Here is a 26884-nt window from a genome sequence, read left to right on the forward strand (position 1 = left end):
CATGGCACACGTCTGGCGCGGAGTCCTCCGCGAGTACGCCGACCGACTGGGCGTCACCGACGCCTCGACCGTCGTGACGCTCGGCGAGGGCGGCACCCCGCTCATCCCGGCGGCATCGCTGTCGCGCATCACGGGTGCCGATGTCTACATCAAGTTCGAGGGCATGAACCCGACGGGCTCCTTCAAGGACCGCGGCATGACGGTCGCCCTGTCCCGCGCCGTCGAGCACGGGGCCGAGGCCGTCATCTGCGCCTCGACGGGCAACACCTCGGCATCCGCTGCCGCCTACGCGGCGCACGCCGGCATCACGGCGGCCGTCCTCGTCCCCGAGGGCAAGATCGCGATGGGCAAGCTCAGCCAGGCCGTCGCCCACAATGGCAAGCTCATCCAGATCCGCGGCAACTTCGACGACTGCCTCGAGATCGCGCGCGAGCTCGCCGTCGGCTACAAGGTGCACCTCGTCAACTCGGTCAACCCCGACCGCATCGAGGGACAGAAGACCGCCGCCTACGAGGTCGTCAGCCAGCTCGGCGACGCCCCCGACTTCCACTTCATCCCGGTCGGCAACGCCGGCAACTACACCGCCTACTCGCGCGGGTACCGCGAGGAGGCCGAGCGCGGCGTCGCGACGCGGGTGCCCCGCATGTTCGGCTTCCAGGCCGAGGGCTCCGCACCGCTCGTGCGCGGCGAGGTCGTCAAGAATCCCGAGACGATCGCCTCGGCCATCCGCATCGGCAACCCCGCGTCGTGGGACCTCGCTCTCGAGGCCCGCGCGGCGACCGACGGGTGGTTCGGCGCGATCGACGACGAGCGCATCCTCGCGGCGCAGAAGCTGCTCGCCGGGACCGTCGGCGTATTCGTCGAGCCGGCCTCCGCGATCAGCGTCGCGGGTCTGCTCGATCGTGCCGAGGCCGGCGTCATCCCGAACGGCGCCAAGGTCGTGCTGACTGTCACCGGCCACGGCCTGAAGGACCCGCAGTGGGCGCTGCGCAACGCCGACGGCTCGCAGGTCGAGCCGCTCGTCGTGGATGCCGCGACCAGCGAGGTCGCGTCCGCGCTCGACCTCACGCGCGTGGCGGGATGACGCTCGCCGGGCGCAGCGTCGCCGTCCGCGTGCCGGCCACGAGCGCCAACCTGGGCCCGGGCTTCGACACGCTGGGCCTCGCCCTGAGCGTCCACGACGAGCTCGTCGTGACGGCGCTCGACGCGCCGGGGCTCGAGATCGAGGTCACCGGCGAGGGTTCCGCGGACGTGCCGACGGACGCCTCGCACCTCGTCGTGAAATCGATGGCGTACGCGTTCGAGGCCGTCGGCAGGCCGATGCCCGGCATCCGACTGCGCGCGCACAACGTGATCCCGCACGGCCGGGGCATGGGATCGTCGGGGGCCGCCGTGGTCGCGGGCCTCCTCGCGGCGCAGGGACTGCTCGAGGGGGACGTCACCCTCGGGCCCGAGACCCTGCTGCGCCTCGCCACCGAACTCGAAGGGCACCCCGACAACGTCGCCCCGGCGCTGTTCGGCGGTCTGACGATCGCGTGGATGGACCAGGACGGTCCGCAGCACAAGAAGCTCGCGGTCCACCGCGGTGTCTCGCCTCTCGTGTTCGTCCCCGAGTTCACGATGTCGACGTCGGTCGCGCGGGGACTCGCTCCGCTCCACGTCACCCGCGAGGACGCCGTCTTCAACGTCTCGCGGTCCGCGCTGCTGATCGCGGCGCTCACGCAGAGCCCCGAGCTGCTGATGGCGGCGACCGAGGACAAGCTGCACCAGTCGTACCGGGCGCAGGCGATGCCCGCGACCGACGCGCTGGTGCAGTCGCTCCGGGGCGCCGGTTTCGCCGCCGTCGTCTCGGGCGCCGGCCCCAGCGTGCTCGTCCTGGCTGACGGCCCCGGACGCCGCCTCGAGGCGGTCGAGTTCGCGGCGCGGTCCACGGACACGCCATGGAAACCCCTGCTGCTGGCCGTCGATGTCCGGGGTGGTACAGTGAAGGACCATACGGAGGATGCCACGTAATCACGTGAATCTGCCCTCCATCGCAATCTGCGAACCACCGCACACCCCCTCCTGACGGGCCTGCGCAACTTCTGTGCCTGCGCGAACACCCCGCTGAGGAACCGGATCTGTCGTGGACGGAACCACCTGCGGTTATGACTTTCCACATCTGAAAGGGAGAACTCGTGGAGTCCATCTCCGAGATCCAGACCGGCGACGACGTCGCCACCGGCGGCACCGTCGCCGACGAGACCACCGCCGACGCCACCGCCGAGTCGGCCGCGCCCGCGACCGAAGAGACGCCCGTCGAGGAGACCCCCGCGGACGAGGCGCCCGCCGCCGAGGCGCCCGTCGAAGAGGCCCCCACCGCGGACCCCGCCCCCGTCGCCGACGACGAGGTCGCCGCTGCGCAGCCGGTCGACGAGACCCCGGCCGAGGAGAAGCCCGCCGAGAAGCCGGCGAAGGCGCCGCGCAAGCGCGCTCCGCGTCGCGCGAAGAGCACCGATGTGCCGGCCGCCGATGCCGCCGTCGCCGCCGACGCTGCGGAAGCCCCCGCCGTCGAGGCCCCCACTGCCGAGGCTCCGGCCGCCGACGCCGCCGAGACTCCGGCCGCCGATGCCGCGTCCGCCGTCGAGGCACCCGCGGCCGACGCCGCCCCCGAGACCACCGAGCAGGCCGCGACCACCGAGGCGCCGACCGCCGATGCCGCGGCCCCGACGGCATCCGCCGATGACAGCGAGAACGCCGGCGAGGGCAACGGCCGCAGCCGCAGCCGTTCGCGCAGCCGCAGCCGCAACCGCAACAAGGGCGAGAACGCCCAGAACGGCAACGGCCAGAACGGCAACGCGCAGAACGGCAGCGCGCAGAACGGCAACGGCCAGAACGCGCCCGCCGACAAGCCCGCCGTCGAGCAGGCCTCCGACGACGAGCAGGGTCAGGGCCGCGGTCGCCAGCGCAACAAGCGTCGCGGTCAGTCCACGAACGACGAGTTCGACACCGAGATCGGCGAGGACGACGTCCTCATCCCGATCGCCGGCATCCTCGACGTCCTCGACAACTACGCGTTCGTCCGCACGACCGGCTACCTCCCCGGCCAGAGCGACGTCTACGTCTCGCTCGGCCAGGTCAAGAAGTACAACCTCCGCAAGGGCGACGCCGTCGTCGGCGCCATCAAGCAGCCGCGCGAGGGCGAGCAGTCGAGCCGTCAGAAGTACAACGCGCTCGTCAAGGTCGACGCCGTCAACGGCCTCTCGGTCGAGGACGCCGCGACGCGTGTCGAGTTCGGCAAGCTCACGCCGCTCTACCCGCAGGAGCGCCTGCGCCTCGAGACGGCCCCCGAGAAGCTGACGCAGCGCATCATCGACCTCGTCGCCCCGATCGGCAAGGGTCAGCGCGGCCTGATCGTCGCGCCGCCCAAGGCCGGCAAGACGATCGTCCTGCAGCAGATCGCGAACGCGATCGCGACGAACAACCCCGAGGTCCACCTCATGGTCGTGCTCGTCGACGAGCGCCCCGAAGAGGTCACCGACATGCAGCGGACGGTCAAGGGCGAGGTCATCGCCTCGACGTTCGACCGACCCGCCGAGGACCACACGACGGTCGCCGAGCTCGCCATTGAGCGCGCCAAGCGCCTCGTCGAGCTGGGCCGCGACGTCGTCGTCCTGCTCGACTCGATCACCCGCCTCGGTCGCGCCTACAACATCTCGGCGCCGACCTCGGGCCGCGTGCTCACCGGCGGTGTCGACGCATCCGCTCTCTACCCGCCCAAGCGCTTCTTCGGCGCTGCCCGCAACATCGAGAACGGCGGATCGCTCACGATCCTCGCGACGGCCCTCGTCGAGACCGGTTCGAAGATGGACGACGTCATCTTCGAGGAGTTCAAGGGCACCGGCAACAGCGAGCTGCGCCTGTCGCGCCAGCTCGCCGACAAGCGCATCTTCCCCGCCGTCGACGTGAACGCGTCCAGCACCCGTCGCGAGGAGATGCTGCTCTCGGCCGACGAGGTCAAGATCACGTGGAAGCTGCGCCGGGCCCTCGCGGGTCTCGACCCCCAGCAGGCCCTCGAGGTCGTCCTCGGCAAGCTCAAGGAGACGACGTCGAACGTCGAGTTCCTCGTGCAGATGCAGAAGTCGATCCCGGCGCCCGCCGCGGGCGGCCACGGCCACGGGCACGAGAACAGCATCCGCTGACCCTCGCGTCGTGTTCGAGTCCGTCCAGACGCTGATCGACGAGCACCGCGCGGTGCAGGAGGAACTCTCCGACCCCGCGGTGCACGCCGATGCGGCGCGCGCCAAGCGCGTCAACCGGCGGTACGCGGAACTCTCGCGCATCGTCGCGGCGCACGACGCCTGGCGGGCCGCGGAGGAGGACCTTGCGGCTGCGCGGGAACTCGCGAAGGAGGACGCCGCCTTCGCCGACGAGGTCCCCGCCCTCGAGCAGCGGCTCGCCGAGGCGCAGGAGAAGCTCCGTCGCCTGCTCATCCCGCGCGACCCCGACGACGCCCGCGACGTGATCCTCGAGATCAAGGCGGGAGAGGGCGGCGCCGAGTCGGCGCTGTTCGCCGCCGACCTGCTGCGCATGTACCTGCAGTACGCCGCCTCGCAGGGGTGGAAGACCGAACTGCTCGAGCGCAACGAGTCCGATCTGGGCGGCTACAAAGACGTCCAGGTCGCCATCAAGGGCTCCTCGAGCGATCCTGCCCAGGGCGTGTGGGCGCACCTGAAGTACGAGGGCGGCGTCCACCGTGTGCAGCGCGTGCCCGCGACCGAGTCGCAGGGCCGCATCCACACCTCCACGACCGGAGTGCTGGTCTTCCCCGAGGTCGACGAGCCCGAAGAGGTGCAGATCGACGCGAACGACCTCAAGATCGACGTCTTCCGCTCGTCGGGTCCGGGAGGTCAGTCGGTCAACACGACCGATTCCGCCGTCCGCATCACCCACCTGCCCACGGGGATCGTCGTGTCGATGCAGAACGAGAAGAGCCAGCTGCAGAACCGCGAAGCTGGCATGCGTGTGCTCCGCGCGCGCCTGCTCGCCAAGCAGCAGGAGGAGCGGGATGCCGCGGCCTCCGACGCCCGCAGGTCCCAGATCCGCGGAATGGACCGGTCGGAGCGCATCCGCACGTACAACTTCCCCGAGAACCGCATCGCCGACCACCGCACCGGGTACAAGGCGTACAACCTCGACCAGGTGATGGACGGCGCGCTCGGACCGCTCATCGAGTCCGCGATCGCGGCCGATGAGGAAGCGCGGCTGGCCGCCGTCGGCTCGGAGGCCTGACCGCTCAGATGTGGTACTCGGGCGCCGTCAGGATCGCCCGGGTGTCCTCGCCGACCGCCCGCCGTCGGGCCCGCGCCGGCACCCCGACGAGCACGGAGTCGGACGGCGCGTCCTTCGTGACCACGGCGTTCGCGCCGATGACCGAGTGCGCGCCGATGACGATCGGTCCGAGGATCTTCGCTCCCGCGCCGACGGCGACGCCGTCTTCGAGGGTCGGATGCCGCTTGCCGCCGTCCCGCGTCCGGCCGCCCAGCGTCACCCCGTGGTAGAGCATGACGTCGTCGCCGACCTCCGCCGTCTCGCCGATCACGACACCCATGCCGTGGTCGATGAAGAAGCGTCGCCCGATGCGGGCGCCGGGGTGGATCTCGATGCCGGTGAGCCAGCGGGTGACCTGCGAGAGCGCCCGCGCGGGGAAACGCCGGCCCCGCCGCCACAGCGCGTGCGATACCCGGTGGCTCCACACGGCGTGGAGGCCCGGGTACAGCAGCGCGATCTCGAGCCCGCCGCGTGCGGCCGGGTCGCGCAGCTTCGCCGCCGCGATGTCCTCGCGGACGGCGCGGAGGACGGCGACGAGGCTGCGGCGCAGGGAGCGGGCGATGCCGGGCACGACGGACCTTTCGGAGACGACCGGGATCAGTCGCGGAACTCCTCGAAGAGCGCCGTCGAGAGGTACCGCTCGCCGAAGGAGGGGATGATCACGACGATGTTCTTGCCCTCGGCCTCGGGACGTGCGGCGACCTGGAGCGCCGCCCAGATGGCGGCGCCGGACGAGATGCCCACGAGGATGCCTTCGGTCGTTGCGACGTTCTTGGCGGTCGCGATCGCGTCGTCGAACGTGACGTCCTGGACTTCGTCGATGACGCCCTGGTCGAGGATCGGCGGGATGAAGTTCGGGCCGATGCCCTGGATCTTGTGGGGTCCGGGCTTGCCCTCGGTCAGCAGGGGGGAGTCCTTCGGCTCGACCGCGACCACCTTCGCGGCGGGCACGCGCTCCTTCAGCACCTGGCCGACGCCGGTGATCGTCCCGCCGGTGCCGATGCCGGCGACGAAGTAGTCGACGGCGCCGTCGGTGTCGCGCAGGATCTCCTCGGCGGTGGTCTTGCGGTGGATCTCGACGTTGGCCTGGTTGGCGAACTGCTTCGCGAGCACGGCGCCGGGGGTCTCGGCGGCGATGCGCTCGGCCTCGCCGACGGCGCCCTTCATGCCGAGCGACGGGTCGGTCAGGACGAGCTCGGCACCGTAGGCGCGCAGCAGCATCCGACGCTCGATCGACATCGAGGACGGCATCGTCAGGATGACCTTGTAGCCGCGGGCCGCGCCCACCATCGCCAGCGCGATGCCGGTGTTGCCGCTCGTGCCCTCGACGATCGTGCCGCCGGGCTTCAGCTCACCGGAGGCCTCCGCAGCATCGACGATCGCGATGCCCAGGCGGTCCTTGACCGACGAGGCGGGGTTGTAGAACTCGAGCTTGGCGAGGATGGTCCCCGGCAGCCCCTCGGACACGCGGTTCAGTCGGACGAGGGGGGTGTTGCCGAATGCGCTCGTGATGTCGGAGTGGATGCCGGTCATGGGATGCCTTCCGTGCGGGTCGGATGAAAGGGTGCGGCTCAGGTGTCCGCGATGCGCCCCCAGCCTACGGTCCCGGCGACCCGGGCGGCCCTGTGTGACGATGCCGTGAGCGGTATCCTGAGGCTTCCCATGTCGACTTCACGGACTTCCGACGCGCCCACGGGCAGCGACCTCGCCCCCCTCGTGCGCCGCGCCGCCGAGCGCCTCGCCGCGTCCGGCGTGCCGTCCGCCGATGTCGACGCCGAACTCCTCGCCGCGCACGTCCTGGGCATCGGCCGGGGGGAGCTCGCCGCCGCCATGATGCGCGGTGATCGGATGCCGGAGGCCGCCGCCACGCGCTTCGCCGAGCTCGTCGAGCGCCGCGCCGCGCGCGAACCGCTGCAGCACCTCACCGGGACGGCGCCGTTCCGCCACCTGGAGCTCCGGGTGGGGCCGGGGGTGTTCGTCCCGCGTCCCGAGACCGAGATGGTCGCGCAGCTCGCGATCGACGCGCTGCGCGCCGCGCCCGGTCCCGAGCCGGTCGCCGTCGACCTCGGCACGGGGAGCGGCGCGCTCGCCCTGTCGCTCGCGACCGAGGTGCCGCACGCGCAGGTGCACGCGGCCGAGAACTCTGTCGACGCCTTCCTCTGGGCGAAGGAGAACTTCGCCCTCCACGCCCCGCATGCCCGTCTCGCGTTCATCGACCTCGCCGACGCGTTCCCCGAGCTCGACGGCACCGTCTCGGTCGTGGTGTCGAACCCGCCGTACGTCCCCGACGACGCGATCCCGCGCGACCCCGAGGTGCGCTTCTGGGATCCGCCGGCGGCGCTGTACGGCGGTCCCGACGGGCTCGACGTCGTGCGCGTGCTCTCCGGGGTCGCGCTGCGGCTGCTGCATCCTGGCGGCACGCTGGTGATCGAGCACGGCGAGTGGCAGGGCCCCGGCATCCGCGATCTGCTGACCGCCGACGGGTGGCGCGGCGCGGCCACGCACCGGGACCTCACGACGCGCGACCGCGCGACGACGGCGCTGCGTCCCTGAACCGGGGCCGCCCGCGTGCAGGCGGTCCCGAGCCCGGTCCTCGTAGAATGCTGCGGATATGTCTCCCGTCCTCGACTGCCGCGACGCCGACCAGCTGCTCCCCGCTCTCCGCCAGGCCCGCCAGGCCATCGGCCGCGGCGAACTCATCGTGATGCCGACCGACACCGTCTACGGCGTGGCCGCCGACGCGTTCAACGCCTCCGCCGTCGCGCGCCTGCTGGCGGCCAAGGGCCGCGGACGGCAGTCACCCCCGCCGGTGCTCGTCTCGGGACCCGACACCATGCGTGCGCTCGTGGCCGAGGTGCCCGAGCCCGTCGATCGCCTCGTGGAGCGGTTCTGGCCGGGGGGTCTCACCATCGTCCTGCCCGCCCAGCCCTCGCTGCGCTGGGACCTCGGCGAGACCCGCGGCACCGTCGCGGTGCGGATGCCGGACGACGCCTTCGCCCTCGAACTGCTGCAGGAGACCGGTCCACTCGCCGTCTCGAGCGCGAACCTGACGGGCAAGCCCGCGGCGCTCGAGATCGACTCGGCGATCGAAATGCTCCGCGACAGCATCTCCGTCTACCTCGACGGCGGGCTCGTCGACACCGGGGTCGCCTCCACCATCATCGATGCGACGGGACTCGTCGGCCGCGATCCGCGGCCCGTGACGGTGCTGCGCGACGGTGCCGTCTCCCGCGCCGCCCTGCGCGAGGTGCTTGGCGACCTGCTCGAGCCGGATCCGGTCTCGCCCGACGAATCCGACGACGCGTGAGGGACTACCTGCTCGCGTTCGTCATCACCGGCGCCCTCACCTTCGTCTTCTCGTGGGCGGTCTGGCGTGTGGCGATGAAGTTCGGGCTGCACCCGGCGATCCGCGAGCGGGACGTCCACAAGACCCCCACGCCCCGGCTCGGGGGCGTGGCGATGTTCATCGGCATGCTCGGCTTCTTCGTGCTGTCCTCCCAGCTCCCCGCCTTCGCGATCGTGTGGCAGGAGCCGTCGATGGTGTGGTCCCTGCTGGGGGCCGCCGCCCTCATGGTCGTGGTCGGCGTCGCCGACGACCTTTGGGACCTCGACTGGATGATCAAGCTCGGCGCCCAGTTCGTCGCCGCGTGGATCGTCGTCTCGCCCGGCGGCATCCAGATCTTTTACCTGCCCTTCGGCCAGCAGGTCGTCGTGTCGAGCTGGGTCAGCATCAGCCTGTCGATCCTCCTCATCGTGATCGTCATGAACGCCGTCAACTTCATCGACGGACTCGACGGGCTCGTCGCGGGGGTGTGCCTCATCGCGAACGCGGTGTTCTTCGCCTACTCGGCGATGCTCGTGCGCGACTTCGACAACAGCGAGCAGAGCAACACCGGGGTGTTCATCGCGATCGTGCTGCTCGGGATGTGCGCGGGCTTCCTGCCGTTCAACTGGAATCCGGCCCGCATGTTCATGGGGGATGCCGGTGCCCTCCTCCTCGGGCTCATGATGGCGTCGTCGGCGATCGTCGTCACCGGCAACCTGCCGCCGAACCTCCTGAGCGACAACGACCTCTTCGGCCGCTCTCAGCTGCTCGGTGCCTTCATCCCCGTCATCCTCCCCGTCGTCATCGTGCTGTTGCCGCTCGTCGACTTCGGTCTCGCCGTCGTCCGGCGGATGGCGCAGGGCAAGTCGCCGTTCTCGCCCGACCGCAAGCACCTCCACCACCGGATGCTCGACATGGGCCACACCGACCGCAACGCCGTCTTCGTGTTCTACGCGTGGACCGCCGTCGTCTCGCTGTCGGTCCTGCTGATGTACATCGGCACGACGAAGGGCTGGCCCGGCCGGTACTGGCCCGGCGTCGCGTTCCTCGTCATCGGCTGCATCGCCTGCGTCCTCGTCACACTGCCCCCCGCGCGCCGCGCCCGATCGGTCGCGCCCGAACAGAAGGCCCTCTCGTGAGCTCCCTGTCCTCCACCTCCATGCTGCGCACCGCCCTCGTGTGGTCCGGAATCGTGACCGCGGTCCTTCTCGTCGCGGGGGGAGCGGTCGGACTGCTCGTCGCCGGGATGTCGGGCCTGTGGAGCGCCCTCGTCGCCGTCCTGATGGCGGCGGTCTTCCTGGGCTTCACGATCGTGTCGATCCTCATCGCCAACCGTTTCTACGGCGATCCGCTGTTCGTGCCGATCTTCTTCGGTTCCGTCATGGGCGGATGGATCCTCAAGTTCGTGGTCTTCCTCGTCGTGCTCTTCGTCCTGCGCGATCAGCCGTGGCTGACCCCGCTGGTCTTCCTCGTCTCCCTCGTCGTCAGCATCGTCGCCTCGCTCGTCGTCGACGTCGTCGTCATGCTCCGGATGCGGACCTCCGCCGTCAGCGACACGACACTGCCCACCGCCGCGGAGGTGGAGGCCGGGGAACGCCGGCCCGGGGACTCGGCGGCGCCCCAGGACTGATAGGCTGTTCTCGAGCCCGCCTGATCCCGACGGGAACGTCTGCGGAGTCAGCTCACCGACCATCGTCGCCCGATCCTTTGATCGACGCCCCGAAGCTGGAGCCAGCGCTGTTTACTCAAGCTGCGACCCTGATCGCTACTGCCGCCGAAGACGCCCCCGTGTTCCACGGGCCCTCGATCGACGACTTCTTCCCCGAGACGCTCTTCCAGATCGGTTTCCTCGAGGTCAACCGGATCCACCTCATCCAGTTCCTCGCGACGATCGCCATCGTCCTGATCTTCTGGCTCGGGACGCGTCGGATGACCGTCGTCCCCGGCCGGTTCCAGAGCATCGTCGAGATGGGCCTGGACTTCGTCCGCGTCAACATCGCCGAGGACATCCTGGGTAAGAAGGACGGGCGCCGGTTCCTCCCGATCCTCACCACGATCTTCTTCATGGTGCTGTTCATGAACATCACGGGCGTCATCCCGTTCCTGAACATCGCCGGTTCTTCGATCGTCGCGGTCCCACTCCTGCTGGCGATCGTCGCGTACGTGACCTTCATCTACGCCGGCATCAAGCACAACCCGGGCGCGTTCTTCAAGAACGCCCTGATGCCCTCCGGCGTGCCGTGGCCGCTGTACATCATCATCATCCCGCTCGAGTTCCTCTCGACCTTCATCATCCGGCCCGTCACGCTGACGCTGCGTCTCCTGATGAACATGATCGTCGGCCACCTCATGCTGGTCCTGTTCTTCGCGGCCACCCAGTTCTTCCTCGTCGAGGTCGGCGGCTGGTTCTCGGCGCTCGCTGCGGGCACGCTCGCGTTCGGGTTCGCCTTCACGCTGTTCGAGATCTTCGTCGCCTTCCTCCAGGCCTACGTCTTCGCCATCCTCACCGCGGTCTACATCCAGCTCGCGGTGGCAGAAGAGCACTAAGCGGTCCGGCGCACGCCGAACCATCCAACCGAAAGGAAACACCTCCGTGGACGCAACTACGGTTCTCGCCGCCCTCGAGGGCAACGTCGCGACGATGGGCTACGGCCTCGCCGCCATCGGTCCCGCCATCGGCGTGGGTATCGTCGTCGGCAAGACGATCGAGGGCGTGGCCCGTCAGCCCGAGCTGGCCGGCCGCCTGCAGGTCCTGATGTTCATCGGTATCGCCTTCACCGAGGCGCTCGCCTTCATCGGCATCGCGACCTACTTCATCTTCGTCTGATCCCCGAACAGATTCCTAAGGAGACAGGATGCTGAATGCTCTTGTCGCGTACGCCGCAGAAGAGGGCGAGGCGCACAACCCGCTTTTCCCCGCCGCGTACGACATCATCTGGTCGGGCGTCTGCTTCGTCGTGATCCTGTTCGTCTTCTGGCGGGTCGCCCTGCCGAAGATGCAGGTTCTGCTCGACCAGCGCGCTGCCGCCATCGAAGGCAACATCGCGAAGGCCGACGAGGCGCAGCGCAAGGCGGAAGCCGCCCTCGAGGAGTACACGGCCCAGCTGGCCGAGGCTCGCAAGGAAGCCGGTGAGATCCGTGACGCCGCTCGTGAGGACGGCAAGAAGATCGTCACCGAGGCCAAGGACACCGCCGCCGCCGAGGCTGCGCGTCTGACCGCCGCTGCTCACTTCCAGATCGAGGCCGAGCGCCAGAGCGCGCTCGTCTCGCTCCGCAGCGAGGTGGGCACCCTCGCCCTCGACCTCGCCGGCGGCGTGATCGGTGAGACCCTGTCGGACGACGCCAAGGCCCAGGCCGTGGTCGACCGCTTCCTCGCCGACCTCGAGGCATCCGAGAAGGCGGCGAAGTAATGGGCAGCGCGACCACTCAGGCCCTTGCGGCGACGACGTCGGCCCTGCAGGCCGCGCCGGGCGTCGACCTCGACGTCGCCCGCGAGCTCTTCGCCGCGGTCCGCGTCCTGGCCGGCTCGTCGCAGCTGAGCGGCGCGCTCTCCGACGCGTCGGCGCCCGTGGAGGGACGCCGGAAGGTCGTCGCGAGCGTGTTCGGCACGTTCGCGCCGGCCACGGTCGCCGTCCTCGACGCGGCTGTCCGCGAGCGGTGGTCTTCGGCCGCCGATCTGCTGACCGGCATCGAGGAGGCGGGCATCCGCGCCGCCGCCATCGCCGCACCGCAGGCCGACATCGAGGCCGAGCTGTTCTCGGTGGCCCGGACGATCGCTGCCAACCCCGAGCTCGAACTCGCGCTCGGCAGCCGTCTCGGTGAGGCATCCGCCAAGGGCGCCCTCATCGAGACGCTGCTCGCCGGTCGTGCCGCCGAGCCGACGGTGATCATCGTCGCCTCGCTGGCGCAGCTCCCACGGGAGCGGCGCTTCCGCTCCATGCTCGGCTGGGCGCTGCGCGTCGTCGCCGACCAGCGCGGGCGGGTGGTGGCGACAGTGTTCGCGGCCTCCGAACTCACGCAGGCGCAGACCGAGCGTCTGCAGCAGACCCTCGCTGCGCGCTACGGCACCGAGGTCTCGCTCAACGTCGTCATCGACCCCGAGGTCGTCGGCGGCGTGCGCATCGAGATCGGCGACGACGTGATCGACGCCACCGTCTCGTCCCGACTGGGCGAGCTCCGCCAGCGTCTGGCGGGCTGACTCTTCCCGCTCCACCGAGGAGCGGACCCGGCAGGCCAGGTGCCCGCCACAAGACCTCACTAAGAAGGAAGACCATGGCAGAACTGTCCATCAGCCCCGACGTCATCCGTGACGCGCTGAAAGACTTCGTCGCCGCCTACGAGCCCACCGGGGCTGCGGCGACCGAGGTCGGCACCGTCGTCGACGCCGCGGACGGCATCGCCCACGTCGAGGGCCTGCCCGGCGTGATGGCGAACGAGCTCGTCCGCTTCGGCAACGGCGTCGAGGGTCTCGCGCAGAACCTCGACGAGCACGAGATCGGCGTCGTCGTCCTCGGCGACTTCGCCGGCATCGAGGCCGGCCAGAAGGTCACCCGCACCGGCGAGGTCCTCTCGGTCGGTGTCGGCGAGGGCTACCTCGGCCGCGTCGTCGACCCGCTCGGCAACCCGATCGACGGCCTCGGCGAGATCGCCACGACCGGCCGCCGTGCGCTCGAGCTCCAGGCTCCGGGCGTCATGCAGCGCAAGTCGGTCCACGAGCCCATGCAGACCGGCATCAAGGCCATCGACGCCATGATCCCCGTCGGCCGCGGCCAGCGTCAGCTGATCATCGGCGACCGCCAGACCGGCAAGACCGCGATCGCGATCGACACGATCATCAACCAGAAGGCCAACTGGGAGTCGGGTGACGTCAGCAAGCAGGTCCGCTGCATCTACGTCGCGATCGGCCAGAAGGGCTCGACCATCGCCTCGGTGAAGGGCGCGCTCGAGGACGCCGGTGCCATGGAGTACACGACGATCGTCGCGGCCCCGGCATCCGACCCCGCCGGCTTCAAGTACCTCGCTCCCTACACCGGCTCGGCCATCGGACAGCACTGGATGTACGAGGGCAAGCACGTCCTCATCATCTTCGACGACCTGTCGAAGCAGGCCGAGGCCTACCGCGCCGTGTCGCTGCTGCTGCGCCGTCCGCCGGGCCGTGAGGCCTACCCGGGCGACGTCTTCTACCTGCACTCGCGTCTGCTCGAGCGTTGCGCCAAGCTCTCCGACGAGCTGGGCGCCGGCTCGATGACGGGTCTCCCGATCATCGAGACGAAGGCCAACGACGTCTCGGCGTACATCCCGACCAACGTGATCTCGATCACCGACGGCCAGATCTTCCTGCAGTCCGACCTGTTCAACGCCAACCAGCGTCCCGCGGTCGACGTGGGTATCTCGGTCTCGCGCGTCGGCGGTGACGCTCAGGTCAAGTCGATCAAGAAGGTCTCGGGAACGCTCAAGCTCGAGCTCGCCCAGTACCGCTCGCTCGAGGCGTTCGCGATGTTCGCCTCCGACCTCGACGCCGCATCGCGTCGTCAGCTCGCCCGCGGTGCACGCCTGACCGAGCTGCTCAAGCAGCCGCAGTACTCGCCGTACCCCGTCGAGGAGCAGGTCGTCTCGATCTGGGCCGGCACCAACGGCAAGCTCGACACGATCGAGGTGGAGGACGTGCTCCGCTTCGAGCGTGAGCTGCTCGATCACCTCAAGCGGAACACGTCGATCCTCGACACGCTGCGCGAGACGAACGTCCTCGGTGACGACACCGTCGCGGAGCTCGACAAGGCGGTCGACGCCTTCGTCCTCGAGTTCCAGGGCGGCAGGGGTCAGGCACTCGGCGCGCCGGGTCACGAAGAGGTCGCCGCTGCGGACGCCGACGACGTGAACCAGGAGAAGATCGTCAAGGGCCGCCGCGGCTGACGCCGACGGGAGACTCATAACCAATGGGCGCACAACTCAGGGTCTACAAGCAGAAGATCTCTTCTGCTCAGACGACCAAGAAGATCACGAAGGCGATGGAACTCATCGCGGCTTCGCGCATCCAGAAGGCGATGGCACGCGTCCGCGCGTCCAACCCCTTCGCGCGAGCCGTGACGCGTGCCGTCTCCGCCGTGGCGACGCACTCGAACGTGCAGCACCCGCTGACCACCGAACGCGAGGACATCCGGCGCTCCGCCGTCGTCGTCTTCGGCTCGGACCGCGGTCTCGCCGGCGCGTTCAACTCGCAGGTGATCCGCGAGGCGCTGCAGCTCGGTGAGCTGCTGCGCAGCGAGGGTCGCGAGCCGGTGTTCTACCTCATCGGTCGCAAGCCCGTCGGGTTCTTCCAGTTCCGTCGCATCGCGACGGCGGGGGAGTGGATCGGTGACACCGACACCCCCGCCTTCTCGACGGCGGAGGAGATCGCGGCCGCGCTGATCGAGGCGTACGAGAAGGGCGGCGCGGACGGCGGCGTGGACGAGATCAACCTCGTCTACAACCGGTTCGTCAGCATGATGACGCAGACGCCTGAGACCGTCCGCCTGCTCCCGCTCGAGGTCGTCGAGGCGGAGGACGAGGCTTCCAGCCAGGTCTACCCGCTCTACGAGTTCGAACCGGATGCCGAGACGGTGCTCGACGCGCTGCTGCCGGTGTACGTGCAGAGCCGCGTGTTCAACGCGCTCCTGCAGTCGTCCGCCGCCAAGCAGGCCGCCACGCAGAAGGCGATGAAGTCCGCCAGCGACAACGCCGACAAGCTCATCACCGATTACACCCGCCTGCGCAACAACGCGCGTCAGGCGGAGATCACGCAGCAGATCGCCGAGATCGTCGGCGGCGCCGACGCGCTGGCGTCGGGCAAATAGACCACACGAAAGAAGAGAAGCCATGAGCCTCACCGCTGAGAAGACGGAGACCCCCGTCGTCGGTCGCGTCGCGCGCGTCACCGGCCCGGTCGTCGACATCGAGTTCCCGCACGACTCGATCCCCGAGGTCTACAACGCCCTCAAGACCACCATCACGATCGACGGCGAGTCGACCGAGATCACGCTCGAGGTCGCGCAGCACCTCGGCGACGACCTCGTCCGTGCCATCTCGCTGAAGCCCACCGACGGCATGGTCCGCGGCCAGGAGGTGCGCGACACCGGTGGCCCCATCACGGTCCCCGTCGGCGACGTCACCAAGGGCAAGGTCTTCAACGTCACGGGCGACGTCCTCAACGCCGCTCCTGGCGAGACCATCGAGGTCACCGAGCGCTGGGGCATCCACCGCTCGGCACCGAACTTCGACCAGCTCGAGTCCAAGACCGAGATGTTCGAGACCGGCATCAAGAGCATCGACCTGCTCACCCCGTACGTCCAGGGTGGAAAGATCGGTCTCTTCGGCGGTGCCGGCGTCGGCAAGACCGTCCTCATCCAGGAGATGATCCAGCGCGTCGCGCAGGACCACGGTGGTGTGTCGGTGTTCGCCGGTGTCGGTGAGCGCACCCGTGAGGGCAACGACCTCATCGGTGAGATGGAGGAGGCGGGCGTCTTCGACAAGACCGCCCTCGTCTTCGGCCAGATGGACGAGCCGCCGGGGACGCGTCTGCGCGTCGCCCTGTCGGCGCTGACGATGGCGGAGTACTTCCGCGACGTGCAGAAGCAGGACGTGCTCCTGTTCATCGACAACATCTTCCGCTTCACGCAGGCCGGTTCCGAGGTCTCCACGCTGCTGGGCCGCATGCCCTCCGCCGTGGGTTACCAGCCGAACCTCGCCGACGAGATGGGTGTCCTCCAGGAGCGAATCACCTCGACCCGCGGTCACTCGATCACCTCGCTGCAGGCGATCTACGTCCCCGCCGACGACTACACCGACCCGGCTCCGGCGACGACCTTCGCGCACCTCGACGCGACGACCGAGCTCTCGCGTGAGATCGCCTCGAAGGGTCTGTACCCGGCGATCGACCCGCTGACCTCGACCAGCCGCATCCTGGACCCGCGGTACATCGGTGAGGACCACTACCGCGTCGCCACCGCCGTGAAGCAGATCCTGCAGAAGAACAAGGAACTGCAGGAGATCATCGCGATCCTCGGTGTCGACGAGCTCTCCGAAGAGGACAAGATCGTCGTGTCTCGTGCACGCCGCATCCAGCAGTTCCTCTCGCAGAACACCTACATGGCGAAGAAGTTCACCGGTGTCGAGGGCTCCACGGTCCCGATCAAGGAGACCATCGAGTCGTTCGACGCGATCGTCAAGGGCGACTTCGACCACGTGGCCGAGCAGGCCTTCTTCAACGTCGGTGGCATCTCCGACGTCGAGGAGAAGTGGGCGCAGATCCAGAAGGAGAACGGCTGACATGGCGCTGACCGTCACCCTCGTCTCCGCTGAGGCGGAGGTCTGGCACGGCGAGGCGAGCCTCGTCGTGGCCAAGACGGTCGAGGGCGAGATCGGCTTCATGTCCGGTCACGAGCCCGTCCTCGCCATCCTCGCGGAGGGTGAAGTCCGGATCACGCAGTCGAACGGCGAGAAGATCGTCGCGACGGCGGAGGACGGCTTCCTCTCGATGGAGAACGACGAGCTCACCATCGTGGCCGGGAACGCAGCCCTGCAGTCCTGACACCCTTTCCGCGCAGCGCCGTCCGGTTCGCCGGGCGGCGCTGCGCTTTTCCCCGGAGGTGCCGCCGTGCTCATCCTGCTGCCCCCGTCCGAGACCAAGCGCCCCGGCGGCGACGGCCCGCGCTGGCGTCCGGACGCGCTCGCCTATCCGACGCTCTCGACGCAGCGCGAGCAGGTGATCGACGCGCTCGTCGCGCTCAGCGACGACGAGGAGGCCGCGGCCCGCGTGCTCAAGCTCTCCGCCCGGCAACGCGGCGAGGTCGCCGTCAACGCCGCGCTCCGCGGCTACCCGACGATGCCCGCCGTCGACCGCTACACCGGGGTCCTCTTCGACGCCCTCGGCGCCGCGACACTCGTCGACGCGTCGCGTGCCTGGCTGGCGGGCCACGTCGCGATCCACTCCGCCCCGTTCGGCGTGGTCGGGGCGCTGGATCCGATCCCGGCGTACCGTCTGGGAGCCGGCATCCGCGTCCCCGGACTCCCGCCGATGCGGGCAGTGTGGGCGGATGCCGTCGGTGCCGCGATCGCGGCATCCTCACCTTCGTTCGTCCTCGACCTGCGTTCGGAGGCGTACGTCACCCTGGGGCCCGTGCCCGCCGGGATCCCGCAGGCGTACGTGCGGGTCGTGTCGGAGGGACCGGACGGCGCCGTCCGGGCCCTGAACCACTTCAACAAGCACGCCAAGGGGGAACTCGTCCGCCGCCTCGCGACCTCACGGCCGGACGTCCCCGGACCCGACGCGCTCATGCGATGGGCGCAGGACGAAGAGATCGTCCTGCGCCCATCGGCGGCCGGCGAGCTGGAGCTCGTCGTGCCGCCTCCTACGAGATGAAGCGGAAGGTCACCGGGTAGCGGTAGCTGCCCCCGGCGTTCACCCGAACCGCGCCGAGGATCGAGAAGATGATGTTCGCGACCCACACGGCGAACGGGAGCAACCCCCCGATGAAGCCGAGGAACGGGATGAAGGCCAGGATGCCCGCAACGATGTAGGCGACGATCATGGCGATCGTGAAGGTGATCTGCCAGTTCAGCGCCTCCTTGCCCTCGACGTTCGTGCGGGGACCGCGGTCCTTGAACACGAGCCAGATGATGAGGGCGGGCAGGAAGCCGACGATGCCGCCGAGGTGCGCGAACATCGCCCACTGCTTGTCCTGATCGGGGGTGAGAGCGGCGCCCGGCTGCGGCTGCCCGTAACCCGGCTGCCCGTAGCCCGGCTGGCCGTAGGGCTGCTGGGTGTAGGGCTGCGGAGGCGGCGGCGGAGCGTAACCGCCCGGGTTCTGTCCCGGCGGAGGGGGCGGCGCGCCTGCGGGAGGAGGAGACGCGGGGCCGTCCTGGGGCGGCGTGTTCGGGTCGGTCATCGGTATGCCCTTCTGTCGGCGTCGCCGCGGCGCGCGGCGTTCAGCGCGCGTGCGCTGCCACACACGAAAGGTAGTGCCGGGAACGGGTCGGGGGCAACGCCCCGCGCCGCAGGATGACGGGGGAGGACGTCCACTAGAGTGTGAGGACGCTGCACCGATCAGGAAGAAGGGTGGGAGCGTGCCCGAAGCCGTCACCTCGTCCCGCGTCGTCCCCTCCGGCGCAGGCCCCATCGAGGTGCGCTGGGCCGAGGTCACCCACCAGGGCCGCCGCCGCGAGAACAACCAGGATGCCGTGCTGTCGGCGTTCCCGCTCTTCGTCGTCGCCGACGGGATGGGCGGCCACATCGGGGGCGAGATCGCCAGCTCGCGCACGGTGGAGCGCCTTTCGGCTGCCGTCGACCGCGGCACGGTCTCGCCGGAGGCGATCGAGGACGCCCTCGAGCACGCGGTGGCCGACATCGCCTCGCACGCCGAGACGACCGACGACGGCACCGGGACGACGGTGACGGGTGTCTACCTCGACCTCACCGGCGCCGAGCCGACCTGGGTGACCCTCAACATCGGCGACTCCCGGGTGTACCTGCTCCGCGACGGCGCGCTCGCGCAGGTGACGACCGACCACTCCGTCGTCCAGGAGCTGATCGCCGCAGGCCGTCTCAGCCCGGAGGAGGCCGAGAATCACCCTTACGGCAACGTCATCACCCGGGCCGTCGGTCCGAGCGACGGGGTGGTGCCCGACTACGTGCGACTCGAGGTCGTCGACGGCGACCGCTTCGTGGTGTGCAGCGACGGACTCACGAAAGAGCTCACCGACTACGGCATCCTGCACTTCCTCCTGCAGAACCAGGACCCGGCTGCCGCGGTCGACGCGATGCTCGAGGCGGCGCTGGAGAACGGCGGCCGCGACAACGTGTCCATCATCGTCGTGAGCGCGCGGCACGTCCCGGCCGACGAGGACACCGCCACGGTCGAGATCTCCTCACCAGTGCGCCCCTGACGCGGATCGTCCACAGGACGTCCGTGCACCGGCCGCCGGACCGGGCCCCCCGCGCACAGTGGAGCGGTGTCCACATACGCACCCGATGACCCCCTCGCGCTTCCCCGCCGGGCCGAGCCGGCACCGCGCCCGCCCCTCCCGCTCCTGACCGTCGTCGTACCGGTCGTCGGTGCGGGCGTGCTGTGGATGGTGACGGGGTCGGCCTACGCTCTGCTGTTCGCCGCCCTCGGCCCGCTCATCGCGATCGCCTCGGTCGCCGACGCGGCGCGCACCTCGAAACGGACCGCGAAGAAGGATGCCGCGGCGCTCCGCCGCCGGCTGGCGCAGGCGGAGGTCGACGTGGCGAAACGCCACGACGACGAGCGCGCCCAGCGTTGGGCGACGCATCCCGACGTCCCGCGCTTCCTCGCCCGCCCGGAATCGATCTGGCGCGTCGTCCCCGAGCGCGAGTCCATGCTCGTCGTCGGTTCGGGAGAGGACGTGAGTACCCTGCGGACGACGGGCGGTGACGGGGACGACGCGTCGGCGGAGCTCCGCCGGCGCGCGGCGCGGGTGGACGACGTGCCCGTCCTCGTGCCGCTCACGACGGGTGTCGCCGTGGTGGGGCCGCCGGCGCTGGCCGCCGCGGTCGCGCGCGCGCTCGCGTTGCAGGTGCTCCTGTGCCTCTCGCCCGGGCGCGTGCGTCTGAGCGACGCCGGTCCGTCATGGGCGGATGCCGCGCCCCACCGCGCCGCCGCGGTCGGGCCGCTCCTGCAGGTGCTCGAAAACGGCGGGCTCGTCGGCGGCGACGTCGACATCCCCATCGTCGTCGTGCCCGACGGCGCGCCGCCGCCGCCGCGGTGCGGGGCGGTCCTGCGGCTGACCGGGCCGACCCGGGCGCGGCTCGATCTCGACGGCCGGTCCCGTGACGTGACCGTGGACGTGCTCTCGGCGGCGCAGGCGGCGCACCTGGCCGGCCTCCTCGCCGAGCGGGCGGAGCGCGCGCTCGGGCAGACCGCGGGGGACGTCCTGACCCTGCGCGAGACGCTGCGGCACGTTCCGCCCGCCCGGCGCGGCGCACTGCCGGCGGCGTTCGGAAGCGCGGGCGGAGCGGCGGCGCCCGTCGACCTCGTGGCCGACGGCCCGCACGCGGTGGTCATCGGGATGACCGGGGCGGGCAAGAGCGAGCTGCTCACGTCGTGGGTCGTCTCGCTGTGCGCGGCGCACACGCCGTCGCAGGTGGGACTGCTGCTCGTGGACTTCAAGGGAGGCCGCACCTTCGATCATCTGGCACCTCTGCCGCACGTGACCGGTGTCCTCACCGATCTCGACGAGGCCACGACGCTGCGCGCCATCGAGAGCCTTCGCGCCGAGGTCCGCTTCCGGGAGCGCACCCTCGCGTCCCTCGGGGCGCGCGACGTCGACGAAGCGGGCGAAGGGCTCGGACGGCTCGTCATCGTGGTCGACGAGTACGCGGCGCTCGTGGCGGCGCACCCCCTGCTGCATGACGTGTTCGGTGATCTCGCCGCACGCGGGCGGGCCCTCGGCATCCACCTCGTCCTCGCGGCGCAGCGCGCGAACGGCGTCTTCCGCGACGCCGTGCTCGCCAACGCCCCGCTCCGCATCGCGCTGCGGGTCGGCGATGCGACCGACTCCCGTGCGGTTCTGGGCGTCGACGACGCCGCGCGGCTCTCGGGACGAGCGGATGCCCGCGGCACGGCGCTCGTGCGACGATCCGGCGACACGTCGCCGCAGCCGGTGCGGGTGGCACTGTGCGATGCGACGGTGATCGCCGAGGCGGCGGCGAGGTACGAGGGCGAGGGCGCGCGACGTCCATGGTTGCCGGCTCTTCCTGAGCGCATCCCGCTCGCCTCGGTCCGGCAGGCGGGCGTCGTCGTGCTCGGAACCGCCGACGAGCCCGAGCACCAGCGCCAGCGCGCCGTGGTCTGGGACGAGCCGGCGCTCGCGGTGGTCGGCGGCCCGCGGAGCGGGAGGACGGGGGTGCTCCGCGCGATCGCGGCGCAGACGGAGACGCTCCCGGTGCCGGGGGATCCCGAGGGGGCGTGGGACGCACTGACGACCCTCGAGCACGTGCCCGCCGGTAGCACGGTGCTCGTCGACGACCTCGACGCCATGCTCGCCGCCCTGCCGGGGGAGTACGGCGCCGTCGCTGCCGAGTCGCTCGAGCAGGCCCTGCGCGGCGCGCGCACCCGCGGCATCCGGATCGCCCTCACGACGCAGCGCGTCGGCGGCGGCGTCGGCCGGATCCTCGAGCTCGTGCCGCGGCGTCTCGTCCTCGGGACGGCCACGCGTGCCGACCACGTCGCCGCCGGCGGCGACGCGAGCGACCACCTGCCGGATCTGCCGCCGGGACGCGGACGGCTCGGGCGGACGCTCGTCCAGGTCGCCGACGCCGGCGCCCACGACCTCTCCGTCGTCAGCGATCCGCCGCCCGTCTGGCAGCCCGGACGCCGGCCCGCGGCGGTCGTCGCGCCCGCCGGCGCGCGTCTGCGACGGCTCACGGCGGAGTGGGAACGCTGGGGCATCCCGGTGACACCCGTCGACGCGCAGGCGTCCCTGACGCGCGGCGGGGTCGTGATCGGCCCGCCCGACGCCTGGCTCGCCCAGTGGCGGCTGCTCGCCGACGCGCGCGCCGACGCGGACCTCGTCATCGATGCCGCGTGCGCGGCGGAGTACCGCGCTCTCGTCGGGTCCCGCGATCTGCCGCCGTTCGTCGTCCCCGGTGCGGGTCGCGGCTGGTGGCACGTGCCCGACCGCCCGGTGCGGCGCGTCCTGATGGAGCGCGACTGAGCGGCGGGCTGCCGGGATCAGACGGTGGGACGGATGACGCCGACGTCCCTGCCGCCGCCGGTCACCGTCAGCGGCAGGTCGGCGAGGGTGCGCGCCACATCCGCCGCCTGCAGGGCGCCGGCGCGGACGAGCAGCGTGAGCGCCGTCACGGCGCCCGCCCGGGTGCTGCCGTCGAGCATCTTCAGCACGGCGGTCGTGCCGTTCGGGGCGATCATGGCCATGACGCCCTCGGCGCCGTGCTTGGCGAACACGCCGAGGCGCTCCGTCACGATCGAGTCGGGCTGACCGGGGCCCTGGATCACCCACGGGTTCTCCCGGACGGCACGGACCAGGGTGCCCGCGCTCCGGTGCAGCGCGAACGGCGACTTCTCGGACGAGGCGCCGATGCGGTGGAAGGCCCGGGCGAGGGCGGCGAGACTCATCGCGTGCACCGGGGCGCCGCATCCGTCCGTCGCCGTCGCCGTGATCTTCGTCCCGGTCAGGCGCTCGATGACCTCACGGGTGTGGACCTGCAGCGGATGCTGCGGGTCGAGGTAGGTCGTCGTGTCCCACCCGCTCGCCTGACAGGCCAGCAGCATCGCCGCGTGCTTGCCCGAGCAGTTCATCCGCACGCGCTGCGGCCCGATCAGCTCGCGGGTCATCTCGTCGCGCGCGGCCGGGTCGCCCGGCCACGCGGGCGGGCACTGGAGCGCATCCTCACCGAGACCGGCGGCGGTGAGGATGTCGGTGACGAGGGCCACGTGCCGGTCCGTGCCGGAGTGGCTGGCGGTCGCGACGGCGAGGTGCGGGCCCTCGAGGGTCGCCCCGGCCGAGACGCTCGCGAGCGCCTGCATCGGCTTCAGGGTCGAGCGGGGCAGGATCGGCGCCTCCACGGCACCCAGCGCCGAGACGACCCCGCCCTCGGGGTCGAGCACGATCGCCGAGCCCGCATGACGGGACTCGATGAAACCGCTGCGTTCGACGACGGCGAGTTCGACGGCATCCGTCACGGCGAAGGTCTCAGGCACCCGTCCAGCCTACCCAGGGCCCTCCCGCGCCCGCCCCGGCTGCGCGTGCGAGACTGGCCGCGTGCACGACGAACACCACTATCGCGTGAAGACCCTCTGGACGGGCGACCGGGGGAGCGGAACAAGCGGGTACCGCGACTACGACCGCGCCGTCACCGTGCAGGTCGAGGGCAAGCCCGACCTGCTCGCCTCGGCCGACAAGCCGTTCCGCGGCGACCCGACGCGCTGGAACCCCGAGGATCTGCTGCTCGCCGCCCTCTCGGAGTGCCACCTGCTGTCGTACCTGCACGCCTGCGTCACGGTGGGTGTCGTCGTGACCTCCTACGAGGACAACGCGACGGGGACGATGACGCTCGACGGCAGAGGAGGCGGCTCATTCCGCGAGGTCACCCTGCACCCGCGGGTGACGGTGGCGGATGCCGCGATGGTCCCCGCGGCGGAGGCCGCCCACCGGCAGGCGCGCGAGTGGTGCTTCATCGCGAACTCGGTGAACTTCCCCGTGCACCACGAGGCCGTCGTGACCGTCAGCGACGTTCGTGCGGCAGGACCTGCTTGAGGCGCTCGACCGGATTCTGCGCGGGCACCTCGTTGTACGAGCCGGCGAGCTCCTGACCCGAGAGCGCGTGGATCGCCGACATGATGTGGTCGGTGGCCTGGCGGCGGGCACGGCCCGACGACGCCGGACCGTGATGGGACAAATCCATCGGCTCGCCGTAGCGGATCGTCACCCGCGGCGACATGCGCGGCCACTTCGCGCCCACGGGCATCGCGTCGTTCGTGCCGACGATCCCCACCGGCACGACCTTCGCGCCGGTCTCCAGCGCGAGGAAGGCGACACCGGTGCGGCCCTTGTAGAGGCGTCCGTCGAGCGAGCGCGTGCCCTCGGGGTACAGCGCGATGGCCTTGCCGGACTCGAGGATGCGGCGCTGCTGGTCGAGGGCGTCGAGCGCGGCCTGGCCCGCCCCGCGCTGCACGGGGGTGGCGCCGAGGGCGCGGAAGAACCGGTTGCTGAACCAGCCCTTGATCCCCGACCCGTCGAAGTAGCTGGACTTGGCCAGGAAGTAGACGGGCCGCGGTGCGAACAGCGGCAGCACGAACGAGTCGATGAAGCTCAGGTGATTGCTCGCGAGGATGATGGGGCCCGACCGCGGGATGTTGCCCACGCCCTCGATGCGGGGGCGGTAGATCAGCCGTGCCAACGGGCCGAAGCCCCAGCGCACGAGGTAGTAGAGGCCACCGGCACGCGCGAGTTCGTCGTCGGATGACCCGGCGGAGTTCTCGGGGGGAATCGGCGCTTCGGTCACCTGAAGAGGGTACTGCCAAACCCATGCGGGCCAGGACATGCCCCGGTGCACCGCGGCGCTCGGAACACCGACTCACACCCCGGACAAAAGAAGGTGGGGGAGGATGGAGGCACTCCCCGTTTCTCTGTGAGGTCTACTCCGTGCGTCTTCGTCCCTTCGCCGCCCTGTCCGCCGTCGCCGTGACCGCGCTTCTGCTGACCGGATGCGGCTCCTCCGACACCGCCGCTCCGACGCCCACCGGCTCGGCGGCCGCAGATCTCTGCGACGCTGCTGCGAAGTCGGGCGAGGCATCCGACTCCGTCAAGGTCGACGGCGCCGTCGGCTCGCCCTCCACCGCGACCTTCTCGACGCCGCTCGAGCCGAAGGAACTGCAGGTGACGGTGCTCGACGAGGGCGACGGCCCCGCCGTCAAGGCCGGCGAGTTCGTGTCGTACGCGATGACCGCGTACAGCGCCGAGGACGGGAAGGAGCTCGCCACGATCGGTTACGAACCCGGCCAGTTCCTGCCCTCGCAGCTCTCGCCCGACACGGTCCTCGGTCAGGTCTTCGGATGCGGGAACGTCGGCAAGCGCGTCGTCGCCGCGTTCCCCGCCAGTGACACGGCGCAGGCCGAGGTCTACGTCCTCGACCTGCTCGGTACGGTGCCCACCGCGGCCTGGGGTGAGCCGCAGGCCGCCCCCGCCGGCTTCCCGAAGGTCGAGCTCGCCGAGAACGGCGCGCCGAAGATCACGATCCCCGAGGGCGAGGAGCCCCCGACGCAGAGCGAGGTCGCGACCATCAAGAAGGGCGACGGCTACACGGTGCAGAAGGGCGACTACGCCCTCATCCAGTACACCGGCGTCCGGTGGTCGAACGGTGAGACCTTCGACTCCACGTGGGACAAGGGATCGCCCATCGCCTACCCGACGACGAACTACGTCCAGGGCTTCCAGAAGGCGCTCGAGGGCCAGACCGTCGGGTCGCAGGTCCTCGTCGTGATCCCGCCCGCCGAAGGCTACGGCGAGGGCAAGGTCAACGAGGCCGACCTGAAGGGCGAGACGATCGTCTTCGTCGTCGACATCCTCGGCGCGCAGACACCGGCGGCGGCTCCCGCGCAGTGACGGCGGCCCGGCCGAGCCGGTTCCCGCGGGTAGGGTGAGCGCATGCGACGCATCCTGATCCTCGGTTCGACGGGCTCGATCGGGACGCAGGCGCTCGACGTCATCCGCGCGAACCGCGACCGCTTCGAGGTCGTCGGTCTCGCGGCGGGGCGGGATGCCGAGGGCCTTCGTCGTCAGGCGGAGGAGTTCGGCGTGGCCGCCACGGCGCTCGGGGCCGGCGACGCCGAACGTCTCGTCCGCAGCGTCGAGGCCGACGTCGTCGTCAACGGGATCACCGGATCGGTCGGGCTCGGGCCGACGCTCGCGGTCCTCGAGACGGGCGCGGCGCTCGCGCTCGCCAACAAGGAGTCGCTCATCGTCGGCGGCGAGCTCGTCACGCGGCGGGCGGCCCCCGGCCAGATCGTCCCGGTCGACTCGGAGCACTCCGCGATCGCGCAGTGCCTGCGCTCGGGCGAGGCGGGCGAGGTACGCCGCCTCGTCCTGACCGCCAGCGGCGGCCCCTTCCGCGGGCGGACCCGCGAGCAGCTGCGGGAGGTGACACCCCGTGAGGCGCTCGCGCACCCCACCTGGGACATGGGTCGCGTCGTCACGACGAACTCGGCCACCCTCGTGAACAAGGGCCTCGAGGTCATCGAGGCGCACCTGCTGTTCGACGTCCCCTACGACCGCATCGACGTGACGGTCCACCCGCAGTCGATCGTGCACTCGATGGTCGAGTTCGTCGACGGGTCGACGATCGCGCAGGCGTCGCCGCCCGACATGCGGCTGCCGATCTCCCTCGCCCTCGACCACCCGCGCCGCGTCGCGGGGGTGGGTGCTCCGCTCGACTGGACGACGGCGTCGACGTGGACGTTCGAGCCGCTCGACGCGGCGGCCTTCCCGAGCGTCTCGCTCGCGAAGCAGGTCGGTGTCGCCGGGTCCACCTATCCCGCCGTGTTCAACGCCGCCAACGAGCAGGCCGTCGAGGCGTTCCACGACGGCGCGCTGCCGTTCCTGGGCATCGTCGACACGATCTCGCGCGTCGTCGACGCGCATGAGCCGCCCGCGGAGCTGACGCGCGAGAGCCTCGCTGACGCCGAGCGCTGGGCGCGGACCACCGCGGACCGGCTCATCGCCGCCGGCTGAGGC

27 protein-coding genes are annotated in these 26884 nt (G+C 70.8%); 22 read left to right on the forward strand and 5 right to left on the reverse strand.

From position 1 onward, the window contains the following. Position 1 precedes the first annotated feature (1 nt). The 4 genes from thrC (at position 2) to prfA (ending at position 5271) form a co-directional block, all read left to right on the forward strand. On the forward strand, positions 2-1084 hold the full coding sequence (gene thrC, locus ACPEH2_RS01390) for a threonine synthase (RefSeq protein WP_064001472.1): 1083 nt from the start codon (positions 2-4) through the stop codon (positions 1082-1084). Further along, complete coding sequence (thrB, locus tag ACPEH2_RS01395) at positions 1081-2013, forward strand: homoserine kinase (protein ID WP_064001473.1); 933 nt, start codon at positions 1081-1083, stop codon at positions 2011-2013. The genes thrC and thrB overlap by 4 nt, the downstream gene beginning before the upstream one ends. Before the next feature lie 164 nt (positions 2014-2177). After that, positions 2178-4181 carry a transcription termination factor Rho gene (gene rho / locus ACPEH2_RS01400; RefSeq protein ID WP_359917990.1) on the forward strand — a complete coding sequence of 668 codons (2004 nt, stop codon included), beginning with the start codon at positions 2178-2180 and terminating at the stop codon, positions 4179-4181. 10 nt (positions 4182-4191) lie between these two features. Next, entirely contained in the window at positions 4192-5271 is a 1080-nt protein-coding gene (gene prfA, locus ACPEH2_RS01405; protein WP_359917988.1) for a peptide chain release factor 1, read from the forward strand. Between the two features lie 4 nt (positions 5272-5275). Here prfA and epsC read toward each other — a convergent pair whose 3' ends face one another. Further along, positions 5276-5881, reverse strand: a complete 606-nt coding sequence (gene epsC, locus ACPEH2_RS01410) for a serine O-acetyltransferase EpsC (RefSeq protein WP_359917986.1) — start codon at positions 5879-5881, stop codon at positions 5276-5278. A 26-nt stretch (positions 5882-5907) separates the two neighbouring features. Continuing rightward, the gene (cysK, locus tag ACPEH2_RS01415; protein ID WP_359917984.1) at positions 5908-6843 is read right to left on the reverse strand and encodes a cysteine synthase A; all 936 of its coding nucleotides are present in this window, start codon (positions 6841-6843) and stop codon (positions 5908-5910) included. 129 nt (positions 6844-6972) lie between these two features. Between cysK and prmC the strand changes: the two genes are divergently transcribed. The 13 genes from prmC (at position 6973) to ACPEH2_RS01480 (ending at position 18032) form a co-directional block, all read left to right on the forward strand. After that, positions 6973-7863: a peptide chain release factor N(5)-glutamine methyltransferase gene (gene prmC / locus ACPEH2_RS01420; RefSeq protein WP_217531171.1), complete on the forward strand. Its 891-nt coding sequence runs from the start codon at positions 6973-6975 to the stop codon at positions 7861-7863. Between the two features lie 58 nt (positions 7864-7921). Continuing rightward, complete coding sequence (locus ACPEH2_RS01425) at positions 7922-8617, forward strand: L-threonylcarbamoyladenylate synthase (protein ID WP_217531172.1); 696 nt, start codon at positions 7922-7924, stop codon at positions 8615-8617. Continuing rightward, positions 8614-9774 carry an MraY family glycosyltransferase gene (locus ACPEH2_RS01430; RefSeq protein ID WP_217531173.1) on the forward strand — a complete coding sequence of 387 codons (1161 nt, stop codon included), beginning with the start codon at positions 8614-8616 and terminating at the stop codon, positions 9772-9774. The genes ACPEH2_RS01425 and ACPEH2_RS01430 overlap by 4 nt, the downstream gene beginning before the upstream one ends. Beyond that, positions 9771-10265 carry a hypothetical protein gene (locus tag ACPEH2_RS01435; RefSeq protein ID WP_359917981.1) on the forward strand — a complete coding sequence of 165 codons (495 nt, stop codon included), beginning with the start codon at positions 9771-9773 and terminating at the stop codon, positions 10263-10265. Before ACPEH2_RS01430 ends, ACPEH2_RS01435 begins: the two co-directional genes overlap by 4 nt. Before the next feature lie 158 nt (positions 10266-10423). Next, positions 10424-11182: a F0F1 ATP synthase subunit A gene (gene atpB, locus ACPEH2_RS01440; RefSeq protein WP_359917980.1), complete on the forward strand. Its 759-nt coding sequence runs from the start codon at positions 10424-10426 to the stop codon at positions 11180-11182. Between the two features lie 46 nt (positions 11183-11228). Next, positions 11229-11462: an ATP synthase F0 subunit C gene (gene atpE, locus ACPEH2_RS01445; RefSeq protein WP_064001481.1), complete on the forward strand. Its 234-nt coding sequence runs from the start codon at positions 11229-11231 to the stop codon at positions 11460-11462. A gap of 28 nt (positions 11463-11490) precedes the next feature. Continuing rightward, complete coding sequence (locus ACPEH2_RS01450) at positions 11491-12045, forward strand: F0F1 ATP synthase subunit B (RefSeq protein ID WP_359917978.1); 555 nt, start codon at positions 11491-11493, stop codon at positions 12043-12045. Beyond that, entirely contained in the window at positions 12045-12833 is a 789-nt protein-coding gene (locus tag ACPEH2_RS01455) for a F0F1 ATP synthase subunit delta (protein WP_217531175.1), read from the forward strand. Before ACPEH2_RS01450 ends, ACPEH2_RS01455 begins: the two co-directional genes overlap by 1 nt. 74 nt (positions 12834-12907) lie before the next feature. After that, a complete protein-coding gene (gene atpA, locus ACPEH2_RS01460; RefSeq protein WP_359917976.1) occupies positions 12908-14548 on the forward strand; it encodes a F0F1 ATP synthase subunit alpha in 1641 nt (546 codons plus the stop codon). A 23-nt stretch (positions 14549-14571) separates the two neighbouring features. Then, a complete protein-coding gene (locus ACPEH2_RS01465; RefSeq protein WP_217531177.1) occupies positions 14572-15468 on the forward strand; it encodes a F0F1 ATP synthase subunit gamma in 897 nt (298 codons plus the stop codon). Between the two features lie 22 nt (positions 15469-15490). Continuing rightward, positions 15491-16939, forward strand: coding sequence for a F0F1 ATP synthase subunit beta (gene atpD / locus ACPEH2_RS01470; protein WP_217531178.1), 1449 nt, complete (start codon positions 15491-15493; stop codon positions 16937-16939). Between the two features lies 1 nt (position 16940). Continuing rightward, on the forward strand, positions 16941-17201 hold the full coding sequence (locus tag ACPEH2_RS01475) for a F0F1 ATP synthase subunit epsilon (RefSeq protein ID WP_064001487.1): 261 nt from the start codon (positions 16941-16943) through the stop codon (positions 17199-17201). A 66-nt stretch (positions 17202-17267) separates the two neighbouring features. Continuing rightward, on the forward strand, positions 17268-18032 hold the full coding sequence (locus ACPEH2_RS01480; protein WP_423718055.1) for a YaaA family protein: 765 nt from the start codon (positions 17268-17270) through the stop codon (positions 18030-18032). On the opposite strand, the gene ACPEH2_RS01485 is transcribed toward ACPEH2_RS01480, so the two are convergent. After that, positions 18022-18558 (reverse strand): DUF4870 domain-containing protein, encoded by a 537-nt coding sequence (locus ACPEH2_RS01485; RefSeq protein WP_423718056.1) that lies wholly within the window; start codon positions 18556-18558, stop codon positions 18022-18024. The genes ACPEH2_RS01480 and ACPEH2_RS01485 overlap by 11 nt on opposite strands. A 178-nt stretch (positions 18559-18736) precedes the next feature. Between ACPEH2_RS01485 and ACPEH2_RS01490 the strand changes: the two genes are divergently transcribed. Next, positions 18737-19555, forward strand: coding sequence for a PP2C family protein-serine/threonine phosphatase (locus ACPEH2_RS01490; protein ID WP_064001490.1), 819 nt, complete (start codon positions 18737-18739; stop codon positions 19553-19555). 66 nt (positions 19556-19621) lie between these two features. Beyond that, entirely contained in the window at positions 19622-22345 is a 2724-nt protein-coding gene (locus ACPEH2_RS01495; RefSeq protein WP_423718057.1) for an FtsK/SpoIIIE domain-containing protein, read from the forward strand. A gap of 17 nt (positions 22346-22362) precedes the next feature. Here the strand turns inward: ACPEH2_RS01495 and ACPEH2_RS01500 are convergent, their stop codons facing one another. Then, positions 22363-23352, reverse strand: a complete 990-nt coding sequence (locus ACPEH2_RS01500; RefSeq protein WP_423718058.1) for an asparaginase — start codon at positions 23350-23352, stop codon at positions 22363-22365. 61 nt (positions 23353-23413) lie between these two features. Between ACPEH2_RS01500 and ACPEH2_RS01505 the strand changes: the two genes are divergently transcribed. Beyond that, positions 23414-23908: an OsmC family protein gene (locus ACPEH2_RS01505; protein ID WP_423718059.1), complete on the forward strand. Its 495-nt coding sequence runs from the start codon at positions 23414-23416 to the stop codon at positions 23906-23908. Here the strand turns inward: ACPEH2_RS01505 and ACPEH2_RS01510 are convergent. After that, entirely contained in the window at positions 23877-24656 is a 780-nt protein-coding gene (locus tag ACPEH2_RS01510; RefSeq protein ID WP_217531184.1) for a lysophospholipid acyltransferase family protein, read from the reverse strand. The genes ACPEH2_RS01505 and ACPEH2_RS01510 overlap by 32 nt on opposite strands. A 140-nt stretch (positions 24657-24796) precedes the next feature. Between ACPEH2_RS01510 and ACPEH2_RS01515 the strand changes: the two genes are divergently transcribed. After that, positions 24797-25756, forward strand: coding sequence for an FKBP-type peptidyl-prolyl cis-trans isomerase (locus ACPEH2_RS01515; RefSeq protein ID WP_359917965.1), 960 nt, complete (start codon positions 24797-24799; stop codon positions 25754-25756). A gap of 42 nt (positions 25757-25798) precedes the next feature. Next, complete coding sequence (gene dxr, locus ACPEH2_RS01520) at positions 25799-26881, forward strand: 1-deoxy-D-xylulose-5-phosphate reductoisomerase (protein ID WP_359917963.1); 1083 nt, start codon at positions 25799-25801, stop codon at positions 26879-26881. Positions 26882-26884: the final 3 nt, after the last annotated feature.

Source organism: Microbacterium sp. NPDC064942 (assembly GCF_049545525.1).
Taxonomy (GTDB): domain Bacteria; phylum Actinomycetota; class Actinomycetes; order Actinomycetales; family Microbacteriaceae; genus Microbacterium; species Microbacterium gawkjiense.